Here is a 23380-nt window from a genome sequence, read left to right on the forward strand (position 1 = left end):
AAACAGCTCTATTGAAATAATGAAACATAGATACATATTCAGCAAAAAAGGTTCCTTAAAGAGAAAATCACACACTGAAAAGTACAGGTAATTGATAATAAACAATGACAGCAACGCCGTAACTATCAATATTAATGACCATTTAGAATACCTGGTATTAATCCTCATACCCACAAATAGTTTTACCTTTCTCTTTGGCTTCGGTAAGGGTCACTTTAATTATTTCGCCCTGGCAGTTGCGCAGTCCCTGACAATCTTTGGTAAAATGATATTTCTTCCCTCCCTTGGTATTGCACAGGTACACATCCGTTTCGGTATAAAACGAAGTAAGGAAAACAAAACAGGCTAAAAGAAGTAGTTTTTTCATTCTTTATTCTTTTCTTTTTCTCTTTCTTTTTGCAGTTTCTCCTGATGTTCAGCAATTCTATCCCAGGCTTTTCTGGTAAGTACCAAAAGTGTTTCCTTTTTGCAATCCCATATCGAAACATTTTTATCAGAAACTACAGTATAAGTATCCCAACCTGTATAAGGTCCATATAGCAAAAGTGTACAAATATCTGTAGCGGTTATCAAGTCTCCGGTAGAATCGAGATGGCTATGAAAACCGCTGGTCTGTATCATCCCATCTTTGTAGTTAACAGGGAGAATATTATTATGAATTTTCTTTTTAGACTTCAGTTTATCATTCTTATCAAATGTAAGAAGGTAATCATTACCAAAAATAACCACACCACTATTAGTAGGACCTGTGAGTATGTATACCTTTTTCTGCCCTTTTACAATCAATGGTACCATATTATAATTGGTATTTTCATAGAATTGAAAAAGTCCGTCTTTATCCTCACCCACTGCATCAAGAGCTTTTTCTCTTATAATATAGAGTTGTTTTTCTATCGCAGTCAGCTTTCTGTCATCAGTGTTTATAACGGCATCCTCAACCTGAAAATTTTTGTCAAAACTTATGGTAGCCAGTACACCCGGATCACTTTGCTTGTCAAAAAAAATACATTTATGCATTTTATCGGTTTCATCGGTATAAGAAAGGTATCCTCCTATCTTATCGCGCTTCTCCGGAAATTTTTCCATAAAAATATCCGTGCCATGCCACGAAGCTCTTTCAGAATAATACATTAGCCAACCTTCTGCAAGAATTTCGTCCTGAGTCTGTGCAAAAGAAACTGCCGTTAACAATAACGTCAGTACCGTAAGTAGTAATTTATTCATAGTAAGTATTTTCTCAAATGTAGGAAAATTTACAGTCGGGTGGGTCAAATGTTACTATTTTTCTGAATGTACATACACAATAACTTTACAACTTTACAACTTTACAACTTTCTAACTTTGTTCTTATCTTTACGGTATCAACATAATTTACATGAAAACACTATATATCCTTCCTATCCTGTTACTTATTATAGGATGCAAATCGGGAACGGCTAATAAGCCTGCCGAAGCTTTCTCTTCAACATCAGAAAACGGGCTTGCAGTGGGCACCATTACTTTTGAGGGCGACGTACCCCGAAATGATATTTACCGCTTTTTGTATAAGCCTGCATCTGACGATAAAAAGTTCGTTAAAAAGAATGAGGGCAAGATTGAGGTAAAAGCCCGTAATGAAAAAAATGACCGTGCCTTTACAGGCGATTTTGCCGATGGCAAAACCTACCTGTTCGTTATTGAGCGTGCTCCGGGTAAATACAGCTTTAACCAGCATACGGTACTTAGTGGCCTGGGTTCTATGGGTAATGTAAACTTCAGCAAGACGTACGGTATTCCGTTTGAGATAAAAAAAGGTGAGATTACCTATCTGGGCGAACTCTCTTATAACGACTTTGCCCAGCCGGGTGACCCCCGAATTGTGGTATACGACCGTTATGATCGCGACCTTGCCGAACTGAAAAAGAAATACCCAAATATTGACTGGAAACTTGCCTCCGACAAAACGCCAAAATCAGGTGATAAAGGCGAGGGCAATATCATCGATTTCAGATAAAAATACCTGAAAATAGGGATTTTACAGGAGGTTTACATGTGGTAATTTTACGATTATTACACGTAAACCTTTTTTATTATGAAAGCATTTTTACTATCTGCCGCCTGTTTTATGCTGTTTGCCTGCTCGGGTTCAGACGAAGACAATGTAAATAACGGCAATAACCCCGGCAACGGAGAAGTGAGCAATACGCTGCACATGAGTTTTAAAACACCCGACTGGGAACAATTCATAAATTGTGAACAACTCGACCTTTATGGCTTTGCCGTTAGCGAATCCGCAAATGCAGTGTCGGCAACCTCAGCATCGACCAAAGAAACATTTTACTTCTCTATACCTGTAGACAGTTCGGCTATGGTAGCCCCCGGAAACCTGAAAAAGTACGCTATAACGGGCTATGGCGACAATGTGAACCCATTTGAGTTTTCCCAGAAATTGCCGATAACACAAGGATCGGCTACTTACCTGATAAGTTCACCGGGATTTGGCACCGACGACTACAACGAAGTGGTAGATATTCAATATATTGGAAGTGAACCAAATAATGCTGTTTTTAAGGTAAAATGCCGCTATGCAATGCATGCATACGAATTAGGGAATTCGCAAAATATAAAGCCAATTACGGGAACTTTTCATTTTAAAGTCAGAACAAGCAAAAATTAATAACACAAATTATTTGCTTTTAACATATTTGTAACATTTAGTCAGATTTAGTGTATAAATACCCGTCGTTAGAATCTTACAACTGTTAAAGTTAATTTTTTTAACATTTCATATAGTTTTAGTTTTGATGAAATAATTATTTTTATCAAACCTAAACACTATAACATGGAGAAAATTACTTTTGACGCTATGCGTAATTACATTTTGGAAAACGAGCTTACCGACAGTGTAGCAATTTCGCTTCACCCGGATAGCTTTGATGAACTGGTAATGGATTACCTGGACTTCAATGGCAATCAGATTGAGCGCCCATTCGAGATCCTTGGTGTAGAGATCCGTCAGGACAACACCGGAAACGTAGTGAGAAGCTACATCCATACTGACAGTACGCTGCAGTAACAGTCATCACCTTTACTTTAAAAAAATGAAACCCCGCCATCGCAACTGGCGGGGTTTGTTTTTTATTAGGTCATCTTTGTTTTTCTATCTGTATTTTTCCGTCATTGCGAGGAGGTACGACGAAGCAATCTAAAAGATATCTAAACTTTCAAAATACAGATCTTTCCACTCAGAATTAATACTCTCAATTAATTCTATTTTCTTCTTCCTTGAACCCGCTTTTAATTGTTTTTCCCGCCCGATAGCATCTCCAATCATTTGATATTGTTCAAAATATACTAGCTTATGCAGATTATATTTAGCGGTAAAACATTTTGGATAAAATTTTTGTTTATGTTGTTTTACTCGTTCATATAATTCAGAAGTTACACCAACATATAATGTTGTATTGGTATTGTTGGTAAGTATATAGACAAATCCCGATTTCACAATAACATATAAATTTTTAGATTGCCGCGCTCCACTGCGTTACGCTCGCAATGACGATGTGGTGCATATATTCAACGTTTTACGTAATTGCGAGCCTGCCTGCCGGCAAAGGCAGGGAGGTACAACGAAGCTATCTCTCTCCTTCGGAGAGAGTGCGTGAGGTCTTTACCCCAGCCTTGTAATCAGTTCATCAAGGTCAACGGTTTGTTGTTCACCTGAAGCAAGGTTCTTAATCTTATAAGTTGCAGTATCTACCTCTTCGCCTCCGCATAAAACGGCAAACGGAATTCCCCTTCTGTCGGCGTGGGTAAATTGTTTATTCAGTTTTGCGGCATCAGGATATAACTCGGCTTTAATACCGGCCGACCTAAGTGCTGCGATGGCTCTCATAGAATACAACGCCTCTTTATCACCAAAGTTAATGAACAGTACCTTGGTAGCCTCAGTAACCGTATCAGGGAACAGGTTCAGTTCCTCAAGCACCAGGTAAATACGGTCAAGTCCAAAAGAGATACCTACACCGCTCATGTTCTTAAGCCCGAAGATACCCGTAAGGTCGTCATAACGGCCACCACCACCTATAGAACCCATAGCCACCTCTTTAGGAGCTGTAACTTCAAATATGGCACCGGTGTAGTAATTCAGTCCGCGGGCAAGGGTAACATCAAGGTCAAGCTCTGATTTATTCATGCCGATAGCCATAACGTTATCGCAGATAAAACGTAGCTCCTCTACCCCTTTCAGGCCTTCTGCCGAAGTAGCCAGAAGTTCTTCCAGCTTGGCAAGCTTCTCGCTGATGCTTCCTGTAAAGTTAAACAGCGGCTGCACTTTGGCAATAGCCTCTTCGGTAATGCCTTTTTCCAGCATTTCCTTTTTCACGCCATCCTCACCTATTTTGTCCAGCTTGTCTAAGGCAACGGTAAAGTCAATAAGTTTGTCTTTAGCACCTATAACTTCAGCGATACCGCTAAGTACCTTGCGGTTATTTATTTTTATCACGGCACCGTTAAGCCCCAGTGATGAGAATACGTTATCATAAAGCTGCACCAGCTCTACCTCCTGCCATAACGATGTAGAACCTACCACATCGGCATCACACTGGTAAAACTCTCTGAAACGTCCTTTTTGCGGACGGTCTGCTCTCCATACCGGCTGGATCTGGTAGCGCTTAAACGGAAACTCAATATCATTTTGGTGCTGAACCACATAACGTGCAAACGGAACGGTAAGGTCATAACGCAACGCTTTTTCAGAGATGCGTGCCGTAAATTTGTTCAGTTCTATAAGCTGCTCTTTATTAATGGTTTCCGATGAATTTACAAGCAGTTCATCTAATGATGCAGGCATTTCCAGCTTCTTTTTATCGAAGAAAAAGTTACCCGAATTTAATATCTTAAAAATAAGCCTGTCGCCTTCTTCACCATATTTCCCCATCAGGGTATCAGAATTCTCGAATGAAGGTGTTTCGATAGGCTGGAAACCAAAAGTCTCGAAATGATGCTTTATCGCCGCTATAATATATTGACGCTTAGCCACCTCTGCGGGCGAAAAATCTCTTGTACCTTTTGGGATTCCTGGTTTTGTTGCCATTTTTAAAATTATTTAGAATGCAAAGGTAAACAAAGTTTACAGTTGACAGTGTACAGTTGACAGTTTTAGGAAGTCGGAAGTCCGAGGTCCGAAGTCGAAGTTGAGTTAAAGGGTATGAGTGTCATTTCGACCGGAATGACAGAGCGTACTGAAAACTGAGACTGAGACTGAGACTGAAAACTATTGCTTCATGGCCAAAACCCCAAGCGTTCCGGCTACGGTATCAAAATAACGTTCCCATTGCGGAAGATCATTCGTTTGCAGCAATACCATCATGCTTACTATTTTGTCGTCGTTAGGGGCAACAGGTACGGCATACGCCAAAGCAATTACTTCCTGTTCGGTTTTGTCTTTTTGCACCTCTTTTACCTTCAGTATCTTTTTGGCCGGAAGTATTTCCCACAGGGCATCATTTTTCTTTTTCAGGTTGTCTACAATTTTCTTGTAGCTCAGTTCGGCTGAAGCTGCCACCATTATCTTCACTTTCCTGTCGGTAGATGTAAAAGCAATTACCTTATCATTACTGTCTTTAATAAACCACTCAGGATTAAGGCTCAGGAACACCTCCCCTTTAGACAGCGGATTTTTATACGTTAACGGAACATCGTTTTCATTGGTGCGCTGCTGTGCGAATGTAAATTGTACCAACAGCAGTACTATAATTGCTAATAGCGTTTTCATGGGAATATTTTTAGCGAAGATACTGCTTCGCGGTCTAAAGTTTGAAGTTTAAGGTTTAAAGTTGCTTACTCTCGCGGTGTAATAGAACGTAGATACGGCTGATTTATGCGGATTAATGGGTATTTTTCCACTTATTGAGTACGAGTAGGTTTCCTCTCTTTCAGAGGGGTGTTACGCCGTGGCGAATGGATGGCTTTTAATACAAAGAAACCACCCCGGCTTTCAGCCACCCCTCCAAGGGAGGGGAAACCACTGTTGCTGTAGGCTAATAACTGAAAACAGCGACTGAACACTGAACACTGAACACTGAACACTGTAAACTTGCAGCTCCGCGCCCCCCCGGTGTGCCTGTGCAGGAGTGAGCCGTTTTCCCTTTTCAGCATTCCCGCTAAACCTCTAAAAAAAGAAAAGAGAGAAAAAAGAAAAATCAAACCCAAAAAACCTTTCAGTTATGAAAGAGATTTTTGGGTAATTTTTTCTTGGGGACTTATTTAATTTTCTTTGTGGGAAATCTAATTAGTAGATATTAGTTATAATATCTTTATATAGGTCGTAATACAAACCGAAAACAGTTGTAAGGCAACAGCTAAACAGGTAAAAGGCAATCGGCGGCAATTGGCGCAAGGGTTAGCAAATGATTCGTAACCCTAAAACCATACATAGCTGACATTCTGAATATTAACATTTTTACTTAAGCAAATGGTCAAGCAACAAGTACTGAATTTCAATAGGTTAAAACATGTCTTTTTTATATGATTATCATATGTTTACGCATAGCGTAAGCCACCCTTAAGCTAACCTTGAGGCCAGCTTACTGTTAACAGAAAAACCAACAAGAACCCAAACCTAACCCACTTTGGCGGATGCCAAAAAAATACCCCAACCTGAGTCGGGGTAATTGGTATTATTTAGTATGCAGATTCCGTGCCTGCTTTAATGAAAATGCTCCAATTTTACGAATAGATGCCGGGGGCTCACTTTCCTGTAAAGCTATTTTAGGAGTATGCAGCTTTTCGAGAACCTTAGCTACAATCGCATTTTCAGCTTCGCGAAGCTGCTTTTCCTTCAGCCCTTTACGCTTCATCTCAACTTCGTTTACAAGGGCTTCGAACTTCATGTCAAAACTTACATAAAAACCTCTTGTATAACGGCTATAAGACTTGAGTCCCCAATGCTTTTTAAGCTCGCTCTTAATCTTTTTCGTCATGTATTCGCTCGAATACTTTTTGATGATATCCGGCAATTGCTCTAAATCAACTGATTTACTATTACCTGCCATGCGCGAAAGCCAAAACTTATTGTCTACCTTGCAATAGGGCTTTTTGCCAATGATACTCTTCAAGGCCAAAAAACCCAAAAGGCAAATCTTCTCGAACTCTTTCTTTTCGTTGGTGAGAAATTCATAAAACATTTTGGTGCTTATGCCCGACATCGGACTGGCTTTCGGAATACTCTCATACAGCAATTTCCCGTTTAGGACTATCAGCTCTGACGAATTTACAGGTAATCCATAATGAACTACGCTTTGCCTTATCCGAAGAACTTCATCTCCATAATTAAGCCTTGCCGAATGCGCATAAACCGAATAATACATAATGTCGTTTAGGCATTTTTGGGAATTGGCCATAAAATCCTGAAGTAATGCAACAGGAAAATTGAAATAGCGGGTACCGCTCATGTAAATGTATATGTGGAAATATTGAGGAAAGCTTTTTGTCGGATGTCCGATGCAGGGAAGTCCAAAGACACACCCCTAACCCCTCTCAAGAGGGGAACTCTTACTCCCGCCCGCTCACTCCTGCATTTTACAGCCGAGTGTAGCTGGCTCACCTCTTGAGAGGGGCGGGAGCGTGCTAAACCACACCATCGTATCCGTAAAACTTTACAACTTTAAACTTTAAACCTGAAACAAATTCATTATTTTAGTGGCATCAAAAAACGAACTATGTTTAACCTGTTCAGGGAAAATACAAAGATAGCAATTGATTCGATACGAAGCCAGATGCTACGAACCACTTTGACCGTATTTATCATCGGCCTTGGTATTTTAGCGCTCGTGGGCGTACTAACTTTTGTGAACGGTTTTGAAAACACCATTACCGGCAACTTTGCCTCTATGGGTACCAATACATTTTCCATCAGCCGTTACGACTTTTCAAGGCAACTACGTCGCAACAGCGGCGATGTAAAGGTAAACCCCATCATCAGCTACCCGCAGGCAAGGGAATTTCAGGATAAATACCATTTCCCATCGGCTACAACATCGCTGTCGTTTACCGCGGCAAGCAATATTGAAGTAAAACACGAAGACAAAAAAACCGACCCCGAAGTAAACATTGTAGGGGCTGATGAGTATTTCCTGCCTAACTCAGGACTTGAAGCTGTACAGGGACGAAACTTTACCAATTTTGATATTGCCAATAACAACTATGTATGCATTGTTGGGTCTGATTTTGTAAAAAGCGGACTCCTGAAAGATGTGAATCCCATAGATAAGGTTATTTCGGTACGCGGTGCCCGCTTTAAGGTTATCGGGGTACTGAAAGAAATGGGGTCTACTTTTGGCAACCGTCAGGATTTACGCCTTATTATACCTATACAAATTGCACGTTCGTTGTTTACCATGCCCAATATTGATTATGAGGTAAAAGTTATGATAGGCAAGCACGATATGCTAAATGCCGCTGTAGATGAAGCTGTACTAACTATGCGCCGTGTGCGAAAGCTTAATCCGGTTCAGGAAACTAACTTTGGCGTAGAGCGCAGCGACGAGCTTTTAAAACAGCTAATGTCTGAAACCGAAGCCCTTGGCTATTCTGCATGGGTAATAGGTATCATAACCGTTTTTGGTTCATCCATAGCCCTTATGAATATCATGCTGGTATCGGTAAGTGAGCGTACTCGAGAGATTGGCGTTCGCAAATCGCTTGGCGCCAAAAAGAGCACTATTGCCATGCAGTTCTTTACCGAAACTCTTGTTATCAGCTTTATAGGTGGTGCCATCGGGCTTATCCTGGGTATGGCCATCGGTGGTGCACTTACCACCTTCCTGTTTAAAACAGCTTTTACCATTCCGTGGACAGCCATGTTTGCCGCATTGGTAACGACTCTTATCGTAACGGTTGTATCGGGACTGTTCCCGGCTATCAAAGCTGCTGCCCTCGACCCTGTGGAGGCGCTTAGGTATGAGTAGTTTTTTTGTTATCGGGTTATTGTGTTGCGGGTTGCTTACCCGTATTCTATAGACACACCCCTAACCCCTCTCAAGAGGGTAACTCTTACTCTTGCCCGCTCACTCGTATGGGAATGAGTGAAGCTGGTTCCCCTCTTGAGAGGGGTTAGGGGTGTGTAAAAACTGTAAACCGTTAACTTATAACTGTAAACTACAAGAGATCATCCTGTCATTTCCGTAAATATCCTTTTTAAGGACAACATTTACAAAGCCCAAGTCTTCGAGCATTTGTACGGTTTCGGGACCGAGGTACTGGTTGATTTCGAAGTATAGTCTGCCATTGGACGAAAGTTGGGTTTTCGTTAATTGGGCTATTTTACGGTAAAAGAGTAATGGGTCGTTATCGTCTACAAACAATGCCAGATGCGGTTCGTACTGCAATACATTTTCTTTTATCTCTTCTTTTTCAAGGTTACGCACATAAGGCGGATTAGAAACGATTACATCATACACCTGCGGAAGCGTTTCGGCAGCCAGTATATCCTTTAGCATAAAGTTTACCTCAACGGAATTATGCTGTGCATTCCTTTTGGCAGTAGCCAAAGCACCTTCCGAAACATCTATTGCCGACACCGAAGCATCAGGTAAATTCTTAGCCAGTGAAATGGCAATGCATCCCGTTCCTGTACCTATATCCAGCAGACTTAGTTGCCCTTTGTACTGATTTTCAGCAATGATCCACTCTACCAGTTCCTCCGTCTCAGGACGCGGAATAAGCGTATTTGAATTGACCTCAAACTCCAGTCCGTAAAAGTGTGCTTTGCCAAAAATGTACTGAATAGGCTTTTGCGTTTCGAGTTCGCCAAGCACGGCATTCCACTTCTCGATTTCGGCTCCAGAAAGTTCCGCATCGGGATTCAGGGCAAGGTCGGTGCGTTTCCATCCTTTGAGTTCTTCTAGGGTTATGGCAAAAAACTGCTCTGCCTCCATGCTGTCGAATAGTGGAGTGAGTTTTTCAAGGAAGTATGTCCGATATTGTTTTAGTTTCATTGTTAAGTGTTATTGGGTTATTGGGTTATCGGGTTGCGGGTTGACACACCCCTAGCCCCTCTCAAGAGGGGAACTCTTACTCTTGCCCGCTCACTCCTAAGGTATGAGTGAAGCTGGTTCCCCTCTTGAGAGTCCCGATAGCTATCGGGAAAGGGGGTGTCCTCGGACATCGGACCTCCGACAACTGACAACCATCAACCGACAACCAATTCCTTCAACATCCACACGGGGCACGAACTATGTCCGGTATCGCCCAGTGGAGCGTCGAGGTATTCGAATCCGCTTTTGCGGTATAGCTTTTGGGCAGCTTCCATATAGGGCATGGTTTCGAGGTAGCATTGGGCAAAGCCCGCTTCGGTTGCAAAGGTAAGACAGGTGTCCATCATGGCACTCCCCATTCCTGTGCCACGGGCTTCGGGCAGGAAGTACATCTTTTGGAGTTCGCATACGCCTGTGGGGCCATTTTCCAGGGGTGCTATACCTGCTCCGCCTATCAGTTTTCCGTCTTTCTCTACCACAAAATACTGCGCATTGTTTGCCGAATAGGTCTCAAACATACAGTCGAGTGAGGCATCGGCGTAGGCCGTACCCACCTTTGGCACATTATGTTCTATCAGCACGTTGCGGATGAGTGCTGCCACTTCGGCATTGTCTTTTTCTTCTATTTTTCGGATAATGGTATTCATTACCGCAAAGCTACGGAATTTGGGAATTATCTTAGCCGGGTTGTCACACAGAGATTCACAGAGAATTTCACAGAGATTCGCTGAGTTTTATTTTAAGCTGAGTACACAGAGAATCCTGCCGTAGGCAGGATAAAACTCTGAGAACTCTCAAAATAAAATCTTTGTGAGTCTCTGAGTTTCTTAGCGCTACTCTGTGTTACAACTATTATTTATTCCCTACGGGAAATAATCCCATAGGCAACATCTTTGCTACCAACATTTAATTGCTACGCGATACCCGGAGGAAATAGTTTCCCGTTAGGGAAATAATGTTCGTAGAAAATAGGTTTTAGGTAATTATTTCCCGTAAGGAATGAATAATTATTAACCACAAGGAACATAAAGCTTATCACAATGCACACAACGCTTTGTGTCACTTAGTGCAACCGTAGTGTCCTTTGTGGTAAAACATTTCGTAAATTTGACATTCAATTATCACTATGTCACAAACACCCCACGAACACTATATGCAACGCTGCCTGGAACTGGCTGCCAACGGACTTCGCAAAGCCATGCCTAACCCTTCAGTTGGTGCGGTGCTGGTTTATGAAGGCAGGATCATTGGCGAAGGCCATACTTCACCTTTTGGCGGTCCGCATGGTGAGGTAAACTGTCTGAATTCGGTTTCCGAAAGTGACAAACACCTTATTCCAAAAGCTACATTATACGTGAGCCTTGAGCCGTGCAGCCACTATGGTAAAACACCGCCCTGTTGTGACCTTATTATCAAAAACGAGATTCAGAACATCATCATCGGCTGTGTAGACCCTAACGAAAAGGTAGCTGGTAACGGTATCCGAAAATTGCAGGAAGCCGGAAAGAATGTTACCGTAGGGGTGCTTGCAAAGGAATGTCGTGAGTTCAACCGCCGCTTTTTTACCTTTCACGAAAAACAGCGTCCGTACATCATATTAAAATGGGCTGAAAGTGCCGATGGTTTTTTGAGTCCTTCGGATAGATTGTTGGATGATTCGACTGTTGGATTTTTGGATGATTCGAAAAATCAAAATATCGAACAATCTAAGAATCCAAAAATCCAAAAATCGAACAACCCAGCTCCGATATGGATTACCAACAAATATTCCCGTCAGCTCGTTCACAAATGGCGCAGTGAAGAAATGGCGATACTGGTGGGTACGCAAACGGTTCTTGACGATAATCCGAGTCTTGATGTTCGTTCATGGTCGGGACCAAATCCGGTACGTATTGTGTTAGACCGTACTAATCGCATTCCTGAATGGTATTCGGTTAAAAATCATAAAATTAAATCAATTTTTTTGACAGAAACGCACAATTTGCCTAACTTAGATACCCTGTTGTATGAAAGCATAGCTTTTGACGACAAACTGCCAAAAAACATCTCCAACGTGCTGTATAAGCACAACCTGCAGTCGGTTATCATTGAGGGAGGGCGCCAAACGCTTCAAACCTTTATTGATGCCAACCTGTGGGACGAAGCCCGCGTTTTTAAAGGGTCTGTTATTTTTCATGACGGAACCCCTGCCCCGCAGTTTGCCGCCCAGCCCATACACAGTGAAAGGATACTGGATGACGAACTTATAATTTACAGGAATTATGGTGAAGGCAATAATATTTGATTTCGGGGATATTTTCATTAACAAAAACAGTGCTGCTAAAGATAAAGCGCTGGCCGACCTTGGCCTGAAAGCGTGGACCGATGAGCACGAAAAACTGGAACTGAAACTGGAAACCGGCAAGATTGATGCTGAAGGTTTTTTAAAAGGCCTTCAAAAATCGATGCCCAATGCTACCCTGAAAGAAATTAAAGCCGCCTGGAATGCCGGAATGGATGATTTTCCGTTGTACCGACTGGAGTTCCTGCAAAACCTGTCTAACAATTACCGACTGTTCCTTTTAAGCAATACCGATCCTATTCATATAGAGAAATTTGAACGCGATGTAGAGGCATCATTTTACATGGACTTTTACCAGTGCTTTGAAAAGGTATATTTCTCCCACGAAATAGGCCATCGTAAACCCGATACTGAAGCCTTTAACTATATACTCAATAAACACGACATTCAGCCGAAGCGCACCCTGTTTGTAGACGATAAGAAATTCAACACCGATGCAGCTGCTGCCCTTGGTTTTCAGGTTTGGAACCTGCAAAAAGGCGAAGAGGATGTGGTAGATTTGTTTGAGAAAAAGGTAATCAATCTGGATGAGATTTAGTATTCAGTATTCAGTCGCAGTTTGCAGGTAGCTTCACTCATGCTCTTGTCGCACTCTGTCATTCCGAATGCAGCGTAGCGAAATTGAGGAATCTCAAATCATATAATAATTTGAACGCGGATCCCGATAGCTATCGGGACGGATCGAGCGGATGCCGCGGATTTTTCCCACTCATCCCCAAAGGCGATGCTATCGGCTATAATATATAAACCTTTCAGGCTCTTTCTAAAATATAAATTCCCTTCGGGAAATTATCACCTCGCATTTATTATTGCTACCAACATTATTCCCCTACGGGAAACCACTCCGATGAGCATCGTGTAGCGATTTAATGTTGGTAGAAAATGAAAAGCAACAGTAATATAATTTCCGATAGGGAACAAATCAAAGTTACACCTCTAAAGCCTCAGCTTTTATCTTTCTGCCTTGTTTTACAACAATCTCAGAACCTTCAGCAAGGAAAACCGATACCGGCTTAAGGTTTTGCATAAAGGCAAAATCGGGTCCGTAGGTCTTTTCAAAGTTTACTCGCAATCCGTAGTCTTTTACCGGATACACCTGCCAGCGTGGGTGTTGCACCTCATACTCGGCAGATACATTGTCTTTTATTTTGGTATAACCCCAAAAATGCTCGGTAATGAATTCTTCTTCGCTGCCTTCAACGATATCTACAGGTTCTTTTTCTGAGGTTGTTCTCATAACATTCCACCTGCCGTCTTTCTTCCAGCCATATTTTACCGTAAGCGAATCGGCATCTTCCAGCCATGCATGGCTTGTGGTAAGGGTTTCGTAGTTTTCACTGTAGAATGCATTAGCGACCAGAGTCAGCGATGGCATCGGTACTATTTCTTTAATAAAGACAACGCCACGCCTGTAGCCTTCGGTATCTTTATACTTTACGTAAAAGCGCAGATTGATTTCTTCAAAATTTACATGAAAAGGAATCTTCATTTTCAGCATCCTGGTCTCCTGAAACATAAAGCCTACAAGACTGATGTAACAGGTGTCATTCCACAGGTCGAGTTCGGTTTCAAAAGGCAGGTACGGCTTGAGTACTTCCGGATCTACCTTAAAGTTCATCATGACAAGCTTGCGCCATTGGGCATCAAGAAATGTCCTTTTTTTAATTGGTATAGTTTGTTGCATAAGCCTAAGATAATAAATTGTTCTTTTGTCTTGAAACAAAAGAACCAAAAATTTAAGGCTGAACTCCTTAGGGCTACAAAACATTGAACTCGGCTAAAAGATTTGAATTCGCTTCACTCAAACCTTCTTACCTGTACGGATGTCATTGCGAATGAAGCGCAGCGTAATGTGGCAATCTTTTGGAATTAATAAGAGATTGCCACGCTTCATTGCATTTACTTCGCCAGTAGGGCAAGCCCTCTAGTCGCTCGCAATTACAAATAATACCGATAAGTGAGTCTAAATAAAAAAATCCACCCGAAGGTGGATTCTATATTGAGGTAAATATATCTTAGTAGTTAAAAGTACCGTACTCGCTGGTAATGGTAAGCTCTTTTTTATCTGAAGCTTCTACCCTTCCTACTATCTGTGCATCTACGTTGAAAGACTTAGAGATAGCGATGATATCCTCTGCGATTGCCTGCGGAACATAAAGCTCCATACGGTGACCACAGTTAAATACCTGGTACATTTCTTTCCAGTCGGTACCTGAGTTCTCCTGAATAAGCTTAAATAGCGGCGGTACAGGGAACAGGTTGTCTTTTATCACGTGAACGTTGTCTACAAAGTGAAGCACTTTTGTTTGTGCGCCACCCGAACAGTGTACCATTCCGTGTATTTCGTTCGGAGTGTATTTCTCCAGTATCTTTTTGATGATAGGCGCATACGTACGCGTAGGCGAAAGCACCAGTTTACCGGCATCGATAGGGCTGCCCTCAACGGCATCGGTAAGTTTGGTTTTTCCTGAATAGACAAGCTCGGCAGGAACAGCCGCGTCGTAGCTTTCAGGGTATGCTTTTGCAAGGTAATTATCAAACACATCATGGCGTGCAGATGTAAGTCCGTTACTTCCCATACCGCCGTTGTAACCCTTCTCGTAAGAAGCCTGACCGTATGACTCAAGCCCTACGATAACGTCACCCGCCTGAATGTTGGCATTGTCAATAACGTCACTGCGGTTCATACGTGCTGTTACGGTAGAGTCTACGATGATGGTACGAACAAGGTCGCCCACATCAGCCGTTTCACCACCTGTAGAGTGGATGGTAACACCAAACGATTTCAGTTCTTCGATAAGCTCCTCGGTACCGTTGATGATGGCAGAGATAACCTCACCCGGAACTAGGTTTTTGTTACGCCCAATAGTTGATGACAGCATGATGTTATCTACCGCACCTACGCAAAGCAGGTCGTCAATATTCATGATAAGTGCATCCTGAGCAATGCCTTTCCATACAGAGATATCGCCTGTTTCTTTCCAGTACATGTAGGCAAGGGATGATTTTGTCCCTGCACCGTCGGCATGCATTATAAGGCAGTAATCGTTGTCACCGGTTAGGTAATCAGGAACAATTTTACAGAAAGCCTTTGGAAACAGACCTTTATCAATATTTTTTATGGCGTTGTGAACATCCTCTTTAGAAGCCGAAACACCTCTCTGGCTGTAACGTTTGCTGTTATCAGAACTCATGGATATGGGTTTGTAATTAAGCCGCAAAGATAGGGTTAATGTAGTAATTATGCAATGTAACGATTATTTAATGTAGCAATGTGAGATATACAAATTATGTACAGGAATTTGTAGATTTACACAAATCCAACCAATCAACCATCTATTATGAAATTTTTTCTCAAACTCGTATTTATATTATTATCTCTACAGACCTACTCACAAACTGTTAACGAACTCGAATACGAACTTAGAGTACTTCGATCAGGAGAAAAAGAAGGCGATAAAATAAAACTTGCCCGACAACTTCAGGATAAAGAGCCATTTAATGAAATTGCAATAGATTATATATTTGAGTATTATAGTGACCGTGATATAGATTCGGTAAATATATTTTTTGACAAGCTGACACAAACATTCCCAAAAAATGCTGAGCCATACCTCTTAAAAAGTAGATTTATACATTATCTCAATGTCGAATATTCTCAAAAAAAAGAATTCCTAAACAAAGCTCTTGAAATTGAGCCTAATAACATTGAAGCAACTTATAACCTTGCTGAAGAATACTATAGAAGCTTTATTTATCCCACAGAAGTAGACAGAGATGTTAATTTGTATAATGATACGTCTTTAGGCACTGAATTTTCAGCAGCAATAAAAGAACAGGACAAAGAAATTAAAAAAAGGAAAGAAGAGGAAAAAGCTTTTCAAAAAGAATATGCCGAAAAAGCATTAGGTTATTTTGAAAAGCTATGGATTATCACCCCAAATTCAAGAGGAATAATTTATTTTCCAATAAAGCAGCTAGAATGCTTTTTAAAAATTGATTCAGCAGACAAATATAATTTACCTGAAAACAAAAATTCTTTTTTTCCGGCAGGACATTTTATAAACAAAAATCAAAATTGGGAATGCGATTTTACAATCAATTATTTATTTGCAAGCGAATCTTCGGACTCTTCATCAGAATATATTACAGAACAATTACAGGGTTTAGGAGAAAGTAGTCTTTTTCAAAAACAAATTTCCGACAAAACTCAAATTTACAGATATACTGCACTACCATCTTTTAATTATCCTATATGCCTAACCCTTGAAAAAAACACTAAGACAGCTAAACTTTCATGGAATATTGGTAAAGGCGCTGGTGGTTATAGCCCTCAGGGAATTAAAGAATCCGGACATAAAAATTTAACATCTAATGAATGGAATAATTTTCGTGATTTATTTGAGAAGATAAAATATTCGACCCTTCCTAATAAAAAATATTTCCTCATGACAGATGGAACTACATGGGTATTGGAATACAAAACCTCATCGGTATATGAGGCCAAAGAGACTAACATCGCTGAGAAAGCTTATAGAGAAAGTTTCCTGTATTTGATAAAACTTGCAAAAATAAAACTTGAAAGAGAAGATGCTTATTAGGGTATTTTTCCCCGCTGATGAGAGTGTTACGCTCGTACCTGGATAGCAAGGATTTGCAATCCGTGCCCACAAAGAGATGCCGCTGACTTCGCTGCACTCCGATCAGAATGACAGAACGTTACGTAGAGATTACTTCGTCCGTTCGGCTTTAAGCCTCGGGTGCCGCGTCGTACCTTCTCGCAATGACAATCAGTACACAAATCCAAGGTGATGTAGTCATTGCGAATGGAGTGTAGCGGAATGTGGCAATCTCTTGATAGTGCAGATTTGCAATCCATGCCCGCAAAGAGATTGCCGCGCTTCATTGCATTGCGCTCGCAATGACAGAACGTTACTATAGACCATGAGTGAAGCTCCTGCCAACTGTGACTGAATACTGCGACTGAAACAGAGTGAAGCTTACCAATAACTAACAACCATCAACCGACAACTAAAACTAATTATTCTCCACAATAAGCACCTCTACCCTGCGGTTGGCTTCGCGTTCTTCGGGTGTTTTTTCAGGGATTGGGTATATTGGCTGGCTTACGCCGAAACCTTCAAACGAAAGTCGGCTTTTCTCGATACCGTTAAGATTAAGGAACCTCATTACCGCTTTTGCTCTTTCGTAAGAGAGGTTATTACGGTCGGCTTTCATACAGCATACATGACCTTCCAGTTTTATTTTTAGTCCCGGGTTAAGCTTCATGGTTTCTAACAGTTCGTATAACTTTGGCCTTGAATCAGGCATAACAATATAGGTGTTCTCCTGAAAGTTCAGGTTATCTATGCGCAGTTTTTCACCTGCTTTTGCCTCGCCAAGTTTTTTCATAAAGTCAACATCAAGTTTCAGTTCCACTTCTTTACCGCCTGGACCCATTGCCATTACGGTTGACGGATATACTACCGGACCCTTTTTAACCACCGGTTTAGGTGCTGTTTCGGTAATGCCGAGTATCTCATTCTCGCGGGCAAGGTCTTTCTCTAACAGGTAATAGATGGTAACCTTACGGTTCTCCGACTTTACAGGCGACATTTTATGCAGCTTCCCGAAACTTCTCGTCTTAAAATCCTCACGAATCTTTACTTTTCCCTGAATCAGTCCGAATACATGGCTAACCCTGCGTTGCGCAAGAGTATCATTCATACCTACACTTCCGTCTTCATCGGTATAGCCGTTTATGGCAAGTATCTTAGAAGTTTTATTGGCAGCGAGCCAGTCGTTCAGCCTTTTATCCTCCCCTTTTTTAAGTTCATATTTGTTGGTATCAAAATACAACGAGAACTGCTCCTGTGCTTTGGCAGCAATCGAAATAAACAAGGTAAAGGCCAGTACTGTAAACAGCTTTTTCATGAGAGTTGATTTGTTTGTATAACGAAAAGTTTTAATGTACCAATATAGCAATTATTTAATTTAACAATTTAATGTAGCAATGGTTCAATGTACTAATGTAACATTGTCCTTATCCGTAGCGTAGTCCCTCCGTAAAAGGGGTTATCTATCTCTTCTTATGTTCGAGTGAAGCTAATTGCTACATTAAACAATTGTTACATTTTCACATTAAAAAAATGATTAATTAGCAATAACCTCAATCTCTACCCTGCGGTTGGCTTCGGCTTCAACAGCATTTTTTTCGGGTATGGGATAAATGGGACGCGTGCTGCCAAAGCTTTGGTACGTCACCCTGCTTTTATCTACTCCTGCATTTATCAAATGATTATATACGGTTCTTGCCCTTAGAAGTCCGAGGTTTTTAGGATCATCGGCATTGCAGCAGATATGCCCCTGAATATCGATCTTCATATTTGGATTGGCCTGCATAATACCCACCAGATTATTAAGCTGTGTTGATGAACCCGGCAATGCTCTGCCCGAATTGCGTTCAAAAACGAGTTTATTAAGCGTAATCCTGCTACCCACCTTTGCCTTTTTCACCTGTTTTTCAAGTGTGGTTATTTTCGGTTTTGTCTTGTCGAACCAAATAACTGCTTTTCGGTTCAATAATTCGCTTTGATCTTTACCTATTTCGCCCAGTCCCTGCACCACAATTTTTTCATCGAGTGTAACACCATTCTTTTCCAATAATGCAACTATGGTATTAGCCCTGCGCCACGAAAGACTGTCATTTGCAACTGTTTTTCCTACACGATCAGCAAATCCCTGAACCTTTACAACATTAACCCCTTTGTGCCAGTCCATCCAGTTCTGTAGGTCAGACGAATAAACCTTATTCAGAGAATCTTTGCCCGTTTCAAAATAAACAGTATACTGTTCCTGGGCATTCGCCGAAAGGCAGTAAAATAAAATTAATGGTAGTATCTGTTTCATAGGTTGGTTAATTTCTTAATGTAGCAATTAATCAATGTAACAATTAACACACCCCTACCCCTCTCAAGAGGGGAACAACTTCACTCAAACATGCTTGTCCTATCTTGATGATGAAGCTAATTGCTACATTAAAAAATTATCACATTGATTAATTGGATATAATCTCAATCTCTACCCTGCGATTGGCGTAGCGTTGCTCGTCTGACCATTCAGGGATATCATAAAGGGGTTTGCGTCCGCCAAAGCCTTTAGTCGTGACTCTTTTTTTATCTATGCCATTGTTTATAAGATAGCTTTCCACCTCTTGTGCCCTGCGCCCCGAAAGATTGCCTGTATCATCTACATCGCAGCATATATGTCCTTGTATGTCAATCTTAAGTTTGGGATGGCTCAGCATTATGGCAAGAAGTTCTTTGAGTATGGGTCTGGATTCCGGTAGCACATAGGTTGTACCACCATAAAAAAGCATATTCCTGAGAATGATGATATCCCCCACTTTTGCATTTACAATTTCTTTTTCAAGAGTCGTATCGGCAGACTGTTGTGGCTTGGAGTACTCCGCCTTTATGTAGCTAATCTCCACTTTGCGATCAGGTGAATAATTATAAGCCGTTGCCTGTTCTTCGCCATACGCATTTTTAATAGCGTAATCTATATTCACACCATTGGCTTTCAGCAAAGCATATACATAAGCTGCTCTTTTTTCCGAAAGCTGCTGATTGTAATCCGACTTTCCCGTTTTATCTGTATAACCGTTTACCGTTTCAATAGCAATATCAGGGTTGGCAATAACCCACTCCTGAAATTTACTCAACGAAGATTTTGTAGCTTCGGCAGCTCCGGTATCAAAAAAAACAGTAAATTTTTGCTGGGCATTCGCCGAAAGGCAGAACAAACAAAATAGTAGTAGTATTGGTTTCATATAGTTGGCTGTAGGCATTTTAGTATAACGGTAGTAATATACAATTATTTTAATGTAGCAATTGTTCAATGTGAAAATGTAGCAATTAACTTCATCACACTTAAACGTGTGAGTAGGATTCCCCTCCTTTGGAGGGGTGGCTGAAAGCCGGGGTGGTTAAAATATAATTGTAAAACCACCCCACCCTACGGGTATCTCTCCAAAGGAGGGGAAACCACGATTGCTTTTAGATTGCCACGCTACGTTTCACTTCGCTCGCAATGACAAAACACGGCAAACAAAAATCCCCATTCGCCGCGGCGAATGGGGATTCTGACTCAAATAAGATATATGAAATATTATCGTGTAAACAATAATTCTCTGTATTTAGTAAGTGTCCAGATCTCGTCGTCAACAAGAAGCTCAAGCTTATCAGCGTGCTCTCTGATTACGTCAAAATAAGGTTTTACGTTATCGCAGTAAGCGTGAGCCATTTCTTCAGCAGAAGTAAGAGCGTTAGCTTTCTTACGAGCTTCAGTCATATCCTCAACTTTAGCGTTGATCTCAGAGATGTGGCCTGAAATTTCTTTGATAAGCGTGATTTGCTCTTTAGCAACTGCTTCAAAGTCTTTCGCTCCAAAGATCTCTTTAAGACCTTTTACGTTCTCAATAAGAATATTTTGGTAACGGATAGCTGTAGGGATTACGTGGTTTCTTGCGATATCACCAAGAACACGTCCTTCAATCTGGATTTTCTTAGTGTACTCTTCAAGTTCGATTTCGTAACGTGCTTCAGCCTCAACGTGGTTCATTACACCAAGACCTTCGAATAGCTCAAGTGATTGTTTAGAAACTTTAGCTTTAAGCGCAGATGGCGTAGTTTTAAAGTTACTTAGTCCACGTTTAGCAGCTTCCTGCTCCCAAGCTTCGCTATAACCGTCACCTTCAAAAAGGATAGCTTTAGTTTCTTTGATGTATTCTCTCAGTACGTTAAAGATAGCGTCATCTTTCTTCATACCTTTCTCTTCGATAAGCGCATCAACAGCTACTTTAAACTCTTTAAGTTGTTTAGCAACGATAGAGTTAACGATAGTCATTGCGTTAGCACAGTTAGCGCTTGAACCTACAGCACGGAACTCAAATTTGTTACCTGTAAAGGCAAACGGAGAAGTTCTGTTTCTGTCAGTGTTGTCAAGAAGTACGTCCGGAAGTTTACCTACAACGTTAAGTTTAAGGTCAGTTTTCTCTTCAGGAGAAAGTTTACCGTTAGATACACCTTCAAGTTCTTCAAGAACTTTAGTCAGTTGCTGACCGATGAATACAGATATGATTGCAGGAGGAGCCTCATTAGCACCCAGCCTGTGGTCGTTAGTAGCAGTAGCAATAGAAGCTCTCATTAGTTCTTCATGAGTGTACACCGCTTTGATAGTGTTGATGAAGAACGTAAGGAACTGCAGGTTGCTCATTGGCGTTTTACCAGGTCCAAGAAGGTTAACACCTGTATCAGTCGCAAGCGACCAGTTGTTGTGTTTACCAGAACCGTTTACACCTTTAAATGGTTTTTCGTGGAAAAGCACTTTAAAGTCATGGCGCTCTGCAACTTTCTGCATTACGTCCATAAGTAGTGAGTTGTGGTCTACCGCAAGGTTAGTCTCTTCAAATATCGGAGCAAGCTCAAACTGATTTGGAGCTACCTCATTGTGACGTGTTTTAACTGGTATACCAAGTAGCATACACTCGTTTTCAAGGTCACGCATATAGTTAAGAACACGTGTTGGGATAGAACCAAAATAGTGGTCTTCTAACTGTTGTCCTTTAGCAGATGTATGTCCAAGTAGAGTACGTCCTGTAAGTGTAATGTCAGGTCTTGAGTTAGCAAGTGCAGCATCAACAAGGAAATACTCCTGCTCCCATCCCAGGGTAGCAGTTACTTTCTTAACATTTTTGTCGAAGTAACGGCATACTTCAGTTGCAGCCTCGTCAACAGCGTGAAGCGCTCTTAGTAGAGGAGTTTTATAATCCAGTGCCTCTCCTGTGTATGAAATAAACACAGTAGGGATACATAGTGTAGTTCCATAAATGAATGCAGGCGATGTAGGATCCCAGGCTGTATATCCGCGAGCCTCAAAAGTGTTACGGATACCACCGTTAGGGAAAGATGATGCATCCGGCTCTTGTTGTACAAGCTGGCTACCACCGAATTTCTCTACCGGGTCGCTGCCATCATAAGATGTTTCGAAGAAAGCATCGTGCTTTTCTGCAGTAGTACCTGTTAGTGGCTGAAACCAGTGAGTGTAGTGTGTTACACCTTTAGAAAGAGCCCACTCTTTCATACCCATTGCTACATAATCAGCAATCTTTCTGTCGATTTTAGTTCCATGCTGCATTGCGTTTTTAACTGCCTGGTAAGCATCAGGAGTTAAGAATTGACGCATCGCTTTGTCATTGAACACATTACTACCAAAAATGATTGATTTTCTGTCTAGTTCTTCAACTTTAACCGGCTTGCGGTTAGCTGTTTGCTGAAGTGCCTGAAAACGAAATGTTGACATGAAACTAATTTTTTAATGTTAATGAAGAATTAAATTCTGTGCAAATGTACAAAAAATTGTTTCAAATTTTACACACCCCCATTTTTTTAGGGGTCAAAAAATAATTATTTTACCAAATACACAATAATACCCCCGTTTTAAAAAGAAAAGATATTTTTTATTAAATTTACATAGAGTGGTTTTTGTTTTTTGCATTATTTTTAAAAAGCAGCCATTTTCAGTTAACGAAATTTTAAATTCCTCAAAGCTTTGTTAATTGAGTTAAATATATCCTAAGCATATTGCCTTCAGGATGAGGATTATATAATTTAGTAAAAGATAATCTGATAACACTAAAATATAATCTGCCATGAAAAACAAGAAACTTATTATAGGTATAGCAGCAGGAGCTGCCATACTTGCCGGAGCAGCAGTGGTAATTGCACGCAAAAGAGCTAAAAGAAACCATCAGCTGGATATTGAAAATGCCAAAGCACACTTTAGAGGTAAACTAAACGAATTGCAACGCAAAGCACAAAAAGAGCTTAAAGGCACAGGAAGTGATGTTAAAGAGGCTGTTAATGCCGCCAAAGACAGAGCTAACGAATGGGTAAACAGCGTAAACAGCTAAACTAAGCCTTTTACAGTAACCCAACCCACGATAAAACCGGTTTTCTTATCT

Annotated in this window: 22 protein-coding genes; 8 read left to right on the top strand and 14 right to left on the bottom strand. The window is 41.0% G+C overall.

Features of this window, described 5'->3' with window-relative positions:
* Window positions 1–157: 157 nt before the first annotated feature.
* Together ACFSR3_RS08085 and ACFSR3_RS08090 are read right to left on the bottom strand one after the other, a co-directional pair.
* Window positions 158–367 carry a hypothetical protein gene (locus ACFSR3_RS08085; RefSeq protein WP_379820516.1) on the bottom strand — a complete coding sequence of 70 codons (210 nt, stop codon included), beginning with the start codon at window positions 365–367 and terminating at the stop codon, window positions 158–160.
* A complete protein-coding gene (locus tag ACFSR3_RS08090; RefSeq protein ID WP_379820517.1) occupies window positions 364–1224 on the bottom strand; it encodes a hypothetical protein in 861 nt (286 codons plus the stop codon). Before ACFSR3_RS08090 ends, ACFSR3_RS08085 begins: the two co-directional genes overlap by 4 nt.
* A 151-nt stretch (window positions 1225–1375) precedes the next feature.
* Between ACFSR3_RS08090 and ACFSR3_RS08095 the strand changes: the two genes are divergently transcribed.
* The 3 genes from ACFSR3_RS08095 (at window position 1376) to ACFSR3_RS08105 (ending at window position 3055) form a co-directional block, all read left to right on the top strand.
* A complete protein-coding gene (locus ACFSR3_RS08095) occupies window positions 1376–1993 on the top strand; it encodes a hypothetical protein (protein WP_379820518.1) in 618 nt (205 codons plus the stop codon).
* Window positions 1994–2071: 78 nt separating this feature from the next.
* Window positions 2072–2656 carry a hypothetical protein gene (locus ACFSR3_RS08100; RefSeq protein ID WP_379820519.1) on the top strand — a complete coding sequence of 195 codons (585 nt, stop codon included), beginning with the start codon at window positions 2072–2074 and terminating at the stop codon, window positions 2654–2656.
* Between the two features lie 165 nt (window positions 2657–2821).
* Complete coding sequence (locus ACFSR3_RS08105) at window positions 2822–3055, top strand: hypothetical protein (RefSeq protein ID WP_114758792.1); 234 nt, start codon at window positions 2822–2824, stop codon at window positions 3053–3055.
* Between the two features lie 129 nt (window positions 3056–3184).
* On the opposite strand, the gene ACFSR3_RS08110 is transcribed toward ACFSR3_RS08105, so the two are convergent.
* The 4 genes from ACFSR3_RS08110 to ACFSR3_RS08125 all read right to left on the bottom strand — a co-directional run bounded on the left by ACFSR3_RS08110 (window position 3185) and on the right by ACFSR3_RS08125 (window position 7433).
* Window positions 3185–3484: a GIY-YIG nuclease family protein gene (locus ACFSR3_RS08110; RefSeq protein WP_114758947.1), complete on the bottom strand. Its 300-nt coding sequence runs from the start codon at window positions 3482–3484 to the stop codon at window positions 3185–3187.
* A 165-nt stretch (window positions 3485–3649) separates the two neighbouring features.
* Window positions 3650–5074, bottom strand: a complete 1425-nt coding sequence (gene hisS, locus ACFSR3_RS08115) for a histidine--tRNA ligase (RefSeq protein ID WP_379820520.1) — start codon at window positions 5072–5074, stop codon at window positions 3650–3652.
* Window positions 5075–5254: 180 nt separating this feature from the next.
* On the bottom strand, window positions 5255–5755 hold the full coding sequence (locus ACFSR3_RS08120; protein WP_379820521.1) for a hypothetical protein: 501 nt from the start codon (window positions 5753–5755) through the stop codon (window positions 5255–5257).
* A gap of 904 nt (window positions 5756–6659) precedes the next feature.
* On the bottom strand, window positions 6660–7433 hold the full coding sequence (locus ACFSR3_RS08125; protein WP_379820522.1) for a hypothetical protein: 774 nt from the start codon (window positions 7431–7433) through the stop codon (window positions 6660–6662).
* Between the two features lie 267 nt (window positions 7434–7700).
* On the opposite strand from ACFSR3_RS08125, the gene ACFSR3_RS08130 reads away from it, so the two are divergent.
* Window positions 7701–8948 carry an ABC transporter permease gene (locus ACFSR3_RS08130; RefSeq protein ID WP_114759255.1) on the top strand — a complete coding sequence of 416 codons (1248 nt, stop codon included), beginning with the start codon at window positions 7701–7703 and terminating at the stop codon, window positions 8946–8948.
* Between the two features lie 177 nt (window positions 8949–9125).
* On the opposite strand, the gene prmC is transcribed toward ACFSR3_RS08130, so the two are convergent.
* Together prmC and ACFSR3_RS08140 are read right to left on the bottom strand one after the other, a co-directional pair.
* Window positions 9126–9977, bottom strand: a complete 852-nt coding sequence (gene prmC, locus ACFSR3_RS08135) for a peptide chain release factor N(5)-glutamine methyltransferase (protein ID WP_379820523.1) — start codon at window positions 9975–9977, stop codon at window positions 9126–9128.
* A gap of 194 nt (window positions 9978–10171) precedes the next feature.
* Window positions 10172–10663 (bottom strand): GNAT family N-acetyltransferase, encoded by a 492-nt coding sequence (locus tag ACFSR3_RS08140; RefSeq protein WP_379820524.1) that lies wholly within the window; start codon window positions 10661–10663, stop codon window positions 10172–10174.
* 479 nt (window positions 10664–11142) lie between these two features.
* Between ACFSR3_RS08140 and ribD the strand changes: the two genes are divergently transcribed.
* Window positions 11143–12300 carry a bifunctional diaminohydroxyphosphoribosylaminopyrimidine deaminase/5-amino-6-(5-phosphoribosylamino)uracil reductase RibD gene (gene ribD / locus ACFSR3_RS08145; RefSeq protein WP_379820525.1) on the top strand — a complete coding sequence of 386 codons (1158 nt, stop codon included), beginning with the start codon at window positions 11143–11145 and terminating at the stop codon, window positions 12298–12300.
* Complete coding sequence (locus ACFSR3_RS08150; RefSeq protein ID WP_379820526.1) at window positions 12278–12895, top strand: HAD family hydrolase; 618 nt, start codon at window positions 12278–12280, stop codon at window positions 12893–12895. Before ribD ends, ACFSR3_RS08150 begins: the two co-directional genes overlap by 23 nt.
* 390 nt (window positions 12896–13285) lie before the next feature.
* Here the strand turns inward: ACFSR3_RS08150 and ACFSR3_RS08155 are convergent, their stop codons facing one another.
* The gene (locus ACFSR3_RS08155) at window positions 13286–14041 is read right to left on the bottom strand and encodes a YqjF family protein (RefSeq protein ID WP_114759249.1); all 756 of its coding nucleotides are present in this window, start codon (window positions 14039–14041) and stop codon (window positions 13286–13288) included.
* 331 nt (window positions 14042–14372) lie between these two features.
* Window positions 14373–15551 carry an AIR synthase related protein gene (locus ACFSR3_RS08160; protein ID WP_379820527.1) on the bottom strand — a complete coding sequence of 393 codons (1179 nt, stop codon included), beginning with the start codon at window positions 15549–15551 and terminating at the stop codon, window positions 14373–14375.
* 147 nt (window positions 15552–15698) lie between these two features.
* On the opposite strand from ACFSR3_RS08160, the gene ACFSR3_RS08165 reads away from it, so the two are divergent.
* Window positions 15699–16958 (top strand): tetratricopeptide repeat protein, encoded by a 1260-nt coding sequence (locus tag ACFSR3_RS08165; protein ID WP_379820528.1) that lies wholly within the window; start codon window positions 15699–15701, stop codon window positions 16956–16958.
* 436 nt (window positions 16959–17394) lie between these two features.
* On the opposite strand, the gene ACFSR3_RS08170 is transcribed toward ACFSR3_RS08165, so the two are convergent.
* From ACFSR3_RS08170 to ACFSR3_RS08185, 4 genes are all read right to left on the bottom strand, one after another.
* Window positions 17395–18291: an OmpA family protein gene (locus ACFSR3_RS08170; protein WP_379820529.1), complete on the bottom strand. Its 897-nt coding sequence runs from the start codon at window positions 18289–18291 to the stop codon at window positions 17395–17397.
* 219 nt (window positions 18292–18510) lie between these two features.
* Window positions 18511–19266, bottom strand: a complete 756-nt coding sequence (locus tag ACFSR3_RS08175) for an OmpA family protein (protein ID WP_379820530.1) — start codon at window positions 19264–19266, stop codon at window positions 18511–18513.
* A 148-nt stretch (window positions 19267–19414) separates the two neighbouring features.
* Complete coding sequence (locus ACFSR3_RS08180; protein WP_379820531.1) at window positions 19415–20188, bottom strand: OmpA family protein; 774 nt, start codon at window positions 20186–20188, stop codon at window positions 19415–19417.
* A 338-nt stretch (window positions 20189–20526) separates the two neighbouring features.
* On the bottom strand, window positions 20527–22719 hold the full coding sequence (locus ACFSR3_RS08185) for a glutamine synthetase III family protein (RefSeq protein ID WP_379820532.1): 2193 nt from the start codon (window positions 22717–22719) through the stop codon (window positions 20527–20529).
* Between the two features lie 349 nt (window positions 22720–23068).
* Between ACFSR3_RS08185 and ACFSR3_RS08190 the strand changes: the two genes are divergently transcribed.
* The gene (locus tag ACFSR3_RS08190; protein WP_379820533.1) at window positions 23069–23329 is read left to right on the top strand and encodes a hypothetical protein; all 261 of its coding nucleotides are present in this window, start codon (window positions 23069–23071) and stop codon (window positions 23327–23329) included.
* Window positions 23330–23380: the final 51 nt, after the last annotated feature.

The sequence above is a fragment of the Flavobacterium suzhouense genome, assembly GCF_042684765.1.
Classification (GTDB): domain Bacteria; phylum Bacteroidota; class Bacteroidia; order Flavobacteriales; family Flavobacteriaceae; genus Flavobacterium; species Flavobacterium suzhouense.

Bases quoted from the DNA above. Each gene is read 5' to 3' on its own strand.
- hisS (WP_379820520.1), bottom strand. From the start codon at position 5,074: ATGGCAACAAAACCAGGAATCCCAAAAGGTACAAGAGATTTTTCGCCC.
- ACFSR3_RS08100 (WP_379820519.1), top strand. From the start codon at position 2,072: ATGAAAGCATTTTTACTATCTGCCGCCTGTTTTATGCTGTTTGCCTGC.
- ACFSR3_RS08085 (WP_379820516.1), bottom strand. From the start codon at position 367: ATGAAAAAACTACTTCTTTTAGCCTGTTTTGTTTTCCTTACTTCGTTT.
- ACFSR3_RS08155 (WP_114759249.1), bottom strand. From the start codon at position 14,041: ATGCAACAAACTATACCAATTAAAAAAAGGACATTTCTTGATGCCCAA.
- ACFSR3_RS08125 (WP_379820522.1), bottom strand. From the start codon at position 7,433: ATGAGCGGTACCCGCTATTTCAATTTTCCTGTTGCATTACTTCAGGAT.
- ACFSR3_RS08130 (WP_114759255.1), top strand. From the start codon at position 7,701: ATGTTTAACCTGTTCAGGGAAAATACAAAGATAGCAATTGATTCGATA.
- ACFSR3_RS08090 (WP_379820517.1), bottom strand. From the start codon at position 1,224: ATGAATAAATTACTACTTACGGTACTGACGTTATTGTTAACGGCAGTT.
- ACFSR3_RS08175 (WP_379820530.1), bottom strand. From the start codon at position 19,266: ATGAAACAGATACTACCATTAATTTTATTTTACTGCCTTTCGGCGAAT.
- ACFSR3_RS08185 (WP_379820532.1), bottom strand. From the start codon at position 22,719: ATGTCAACATTTCGTTTTCAGGCACTTCAGCAAACAGCTAACCGCAAG.
- ACFSR3_RS08150 (WP_379820526.1), top strand. From the start codon at position 12,278: ATGGTGAAGGCAATAATATTTGATTTCGGGGATATTTTCATTAACAAA.
- prmC (WP_379820523.1), bottom strand. From the start codon at position 9,977: ATGAAACTAAAACAATATCGGACATACTTCCTTGAAAAACTCACTCCA.
- ribD (WP_379820525.1), top strand. From the start codon at position 11,143: ATGTCACAAACACCCCACGAACACTATATGCAACGCTGCCTGGAACTG.
- ACFSR3_RS08180 (WP_379820531.1), bottom strand. From the start codon at position 20,188: ATGAAACCAATACTACTACTATTTTGTTTGTTCTGCCTTTCGGCGAAT.
- ACFSR3_RS08095 (WP_379820518.1), top strand. From the start codon at position 1,376: ATGAAAACACTATATATCCTTCCTATCCTGTTACTTATTATAGGATGC.
- ACFSR3_RS08190 (WP_379820533.1), top strand. From the start codon at position 23,069: ATGAAAAACAAGAAACTTATTATAGGTATAGCAGCAGGAGCTGCCATA.
- ACFSR3_RS08170 (WP_379820529.1), bottom strand. From the start codon at position 18,291: ATGAAAAAGCTGTTTACAGTACTGGCCTTTACCTTGTTTATTTCGATT.
- ACFSR3_RS08160 (WP_379820527.1), bottom strand. From the start codon at position 15,551: ATGAGTTCTGATAACAGCAAACGTTACAGCCAGAGAGGTGTTTCGGCT.
- ACFSR3_RS08105 (WP_114758792.1), top strand. From the start codon at position 2,822: ATGGAGAAAATTACTTTTGACGCTATGCGTAATTACATTTTGGAAAAC.
- ACFSR3_RS08165 (WP_379820528.1), top strand. From the start codon at position 15,699: ATGAAATTTTTTCTCAAACTCGTATTTATATTATTATCTCTACAGACC.
- ACFSR3_RS08140 (WP_379820524.1), bottom strand. From the start codon at position 10,663: ATGAATACCATTATCCGAAAAATAGAAGAAAAAGACAATGCCGAAGTG.
- ACFSR3_RS08120 (WP_379820521.1), bottom strand. From the start codon at position 5,755: ATGAAAACGCTATTAGCAATTATAGTACTGCTGTTGGTACAATTTACA.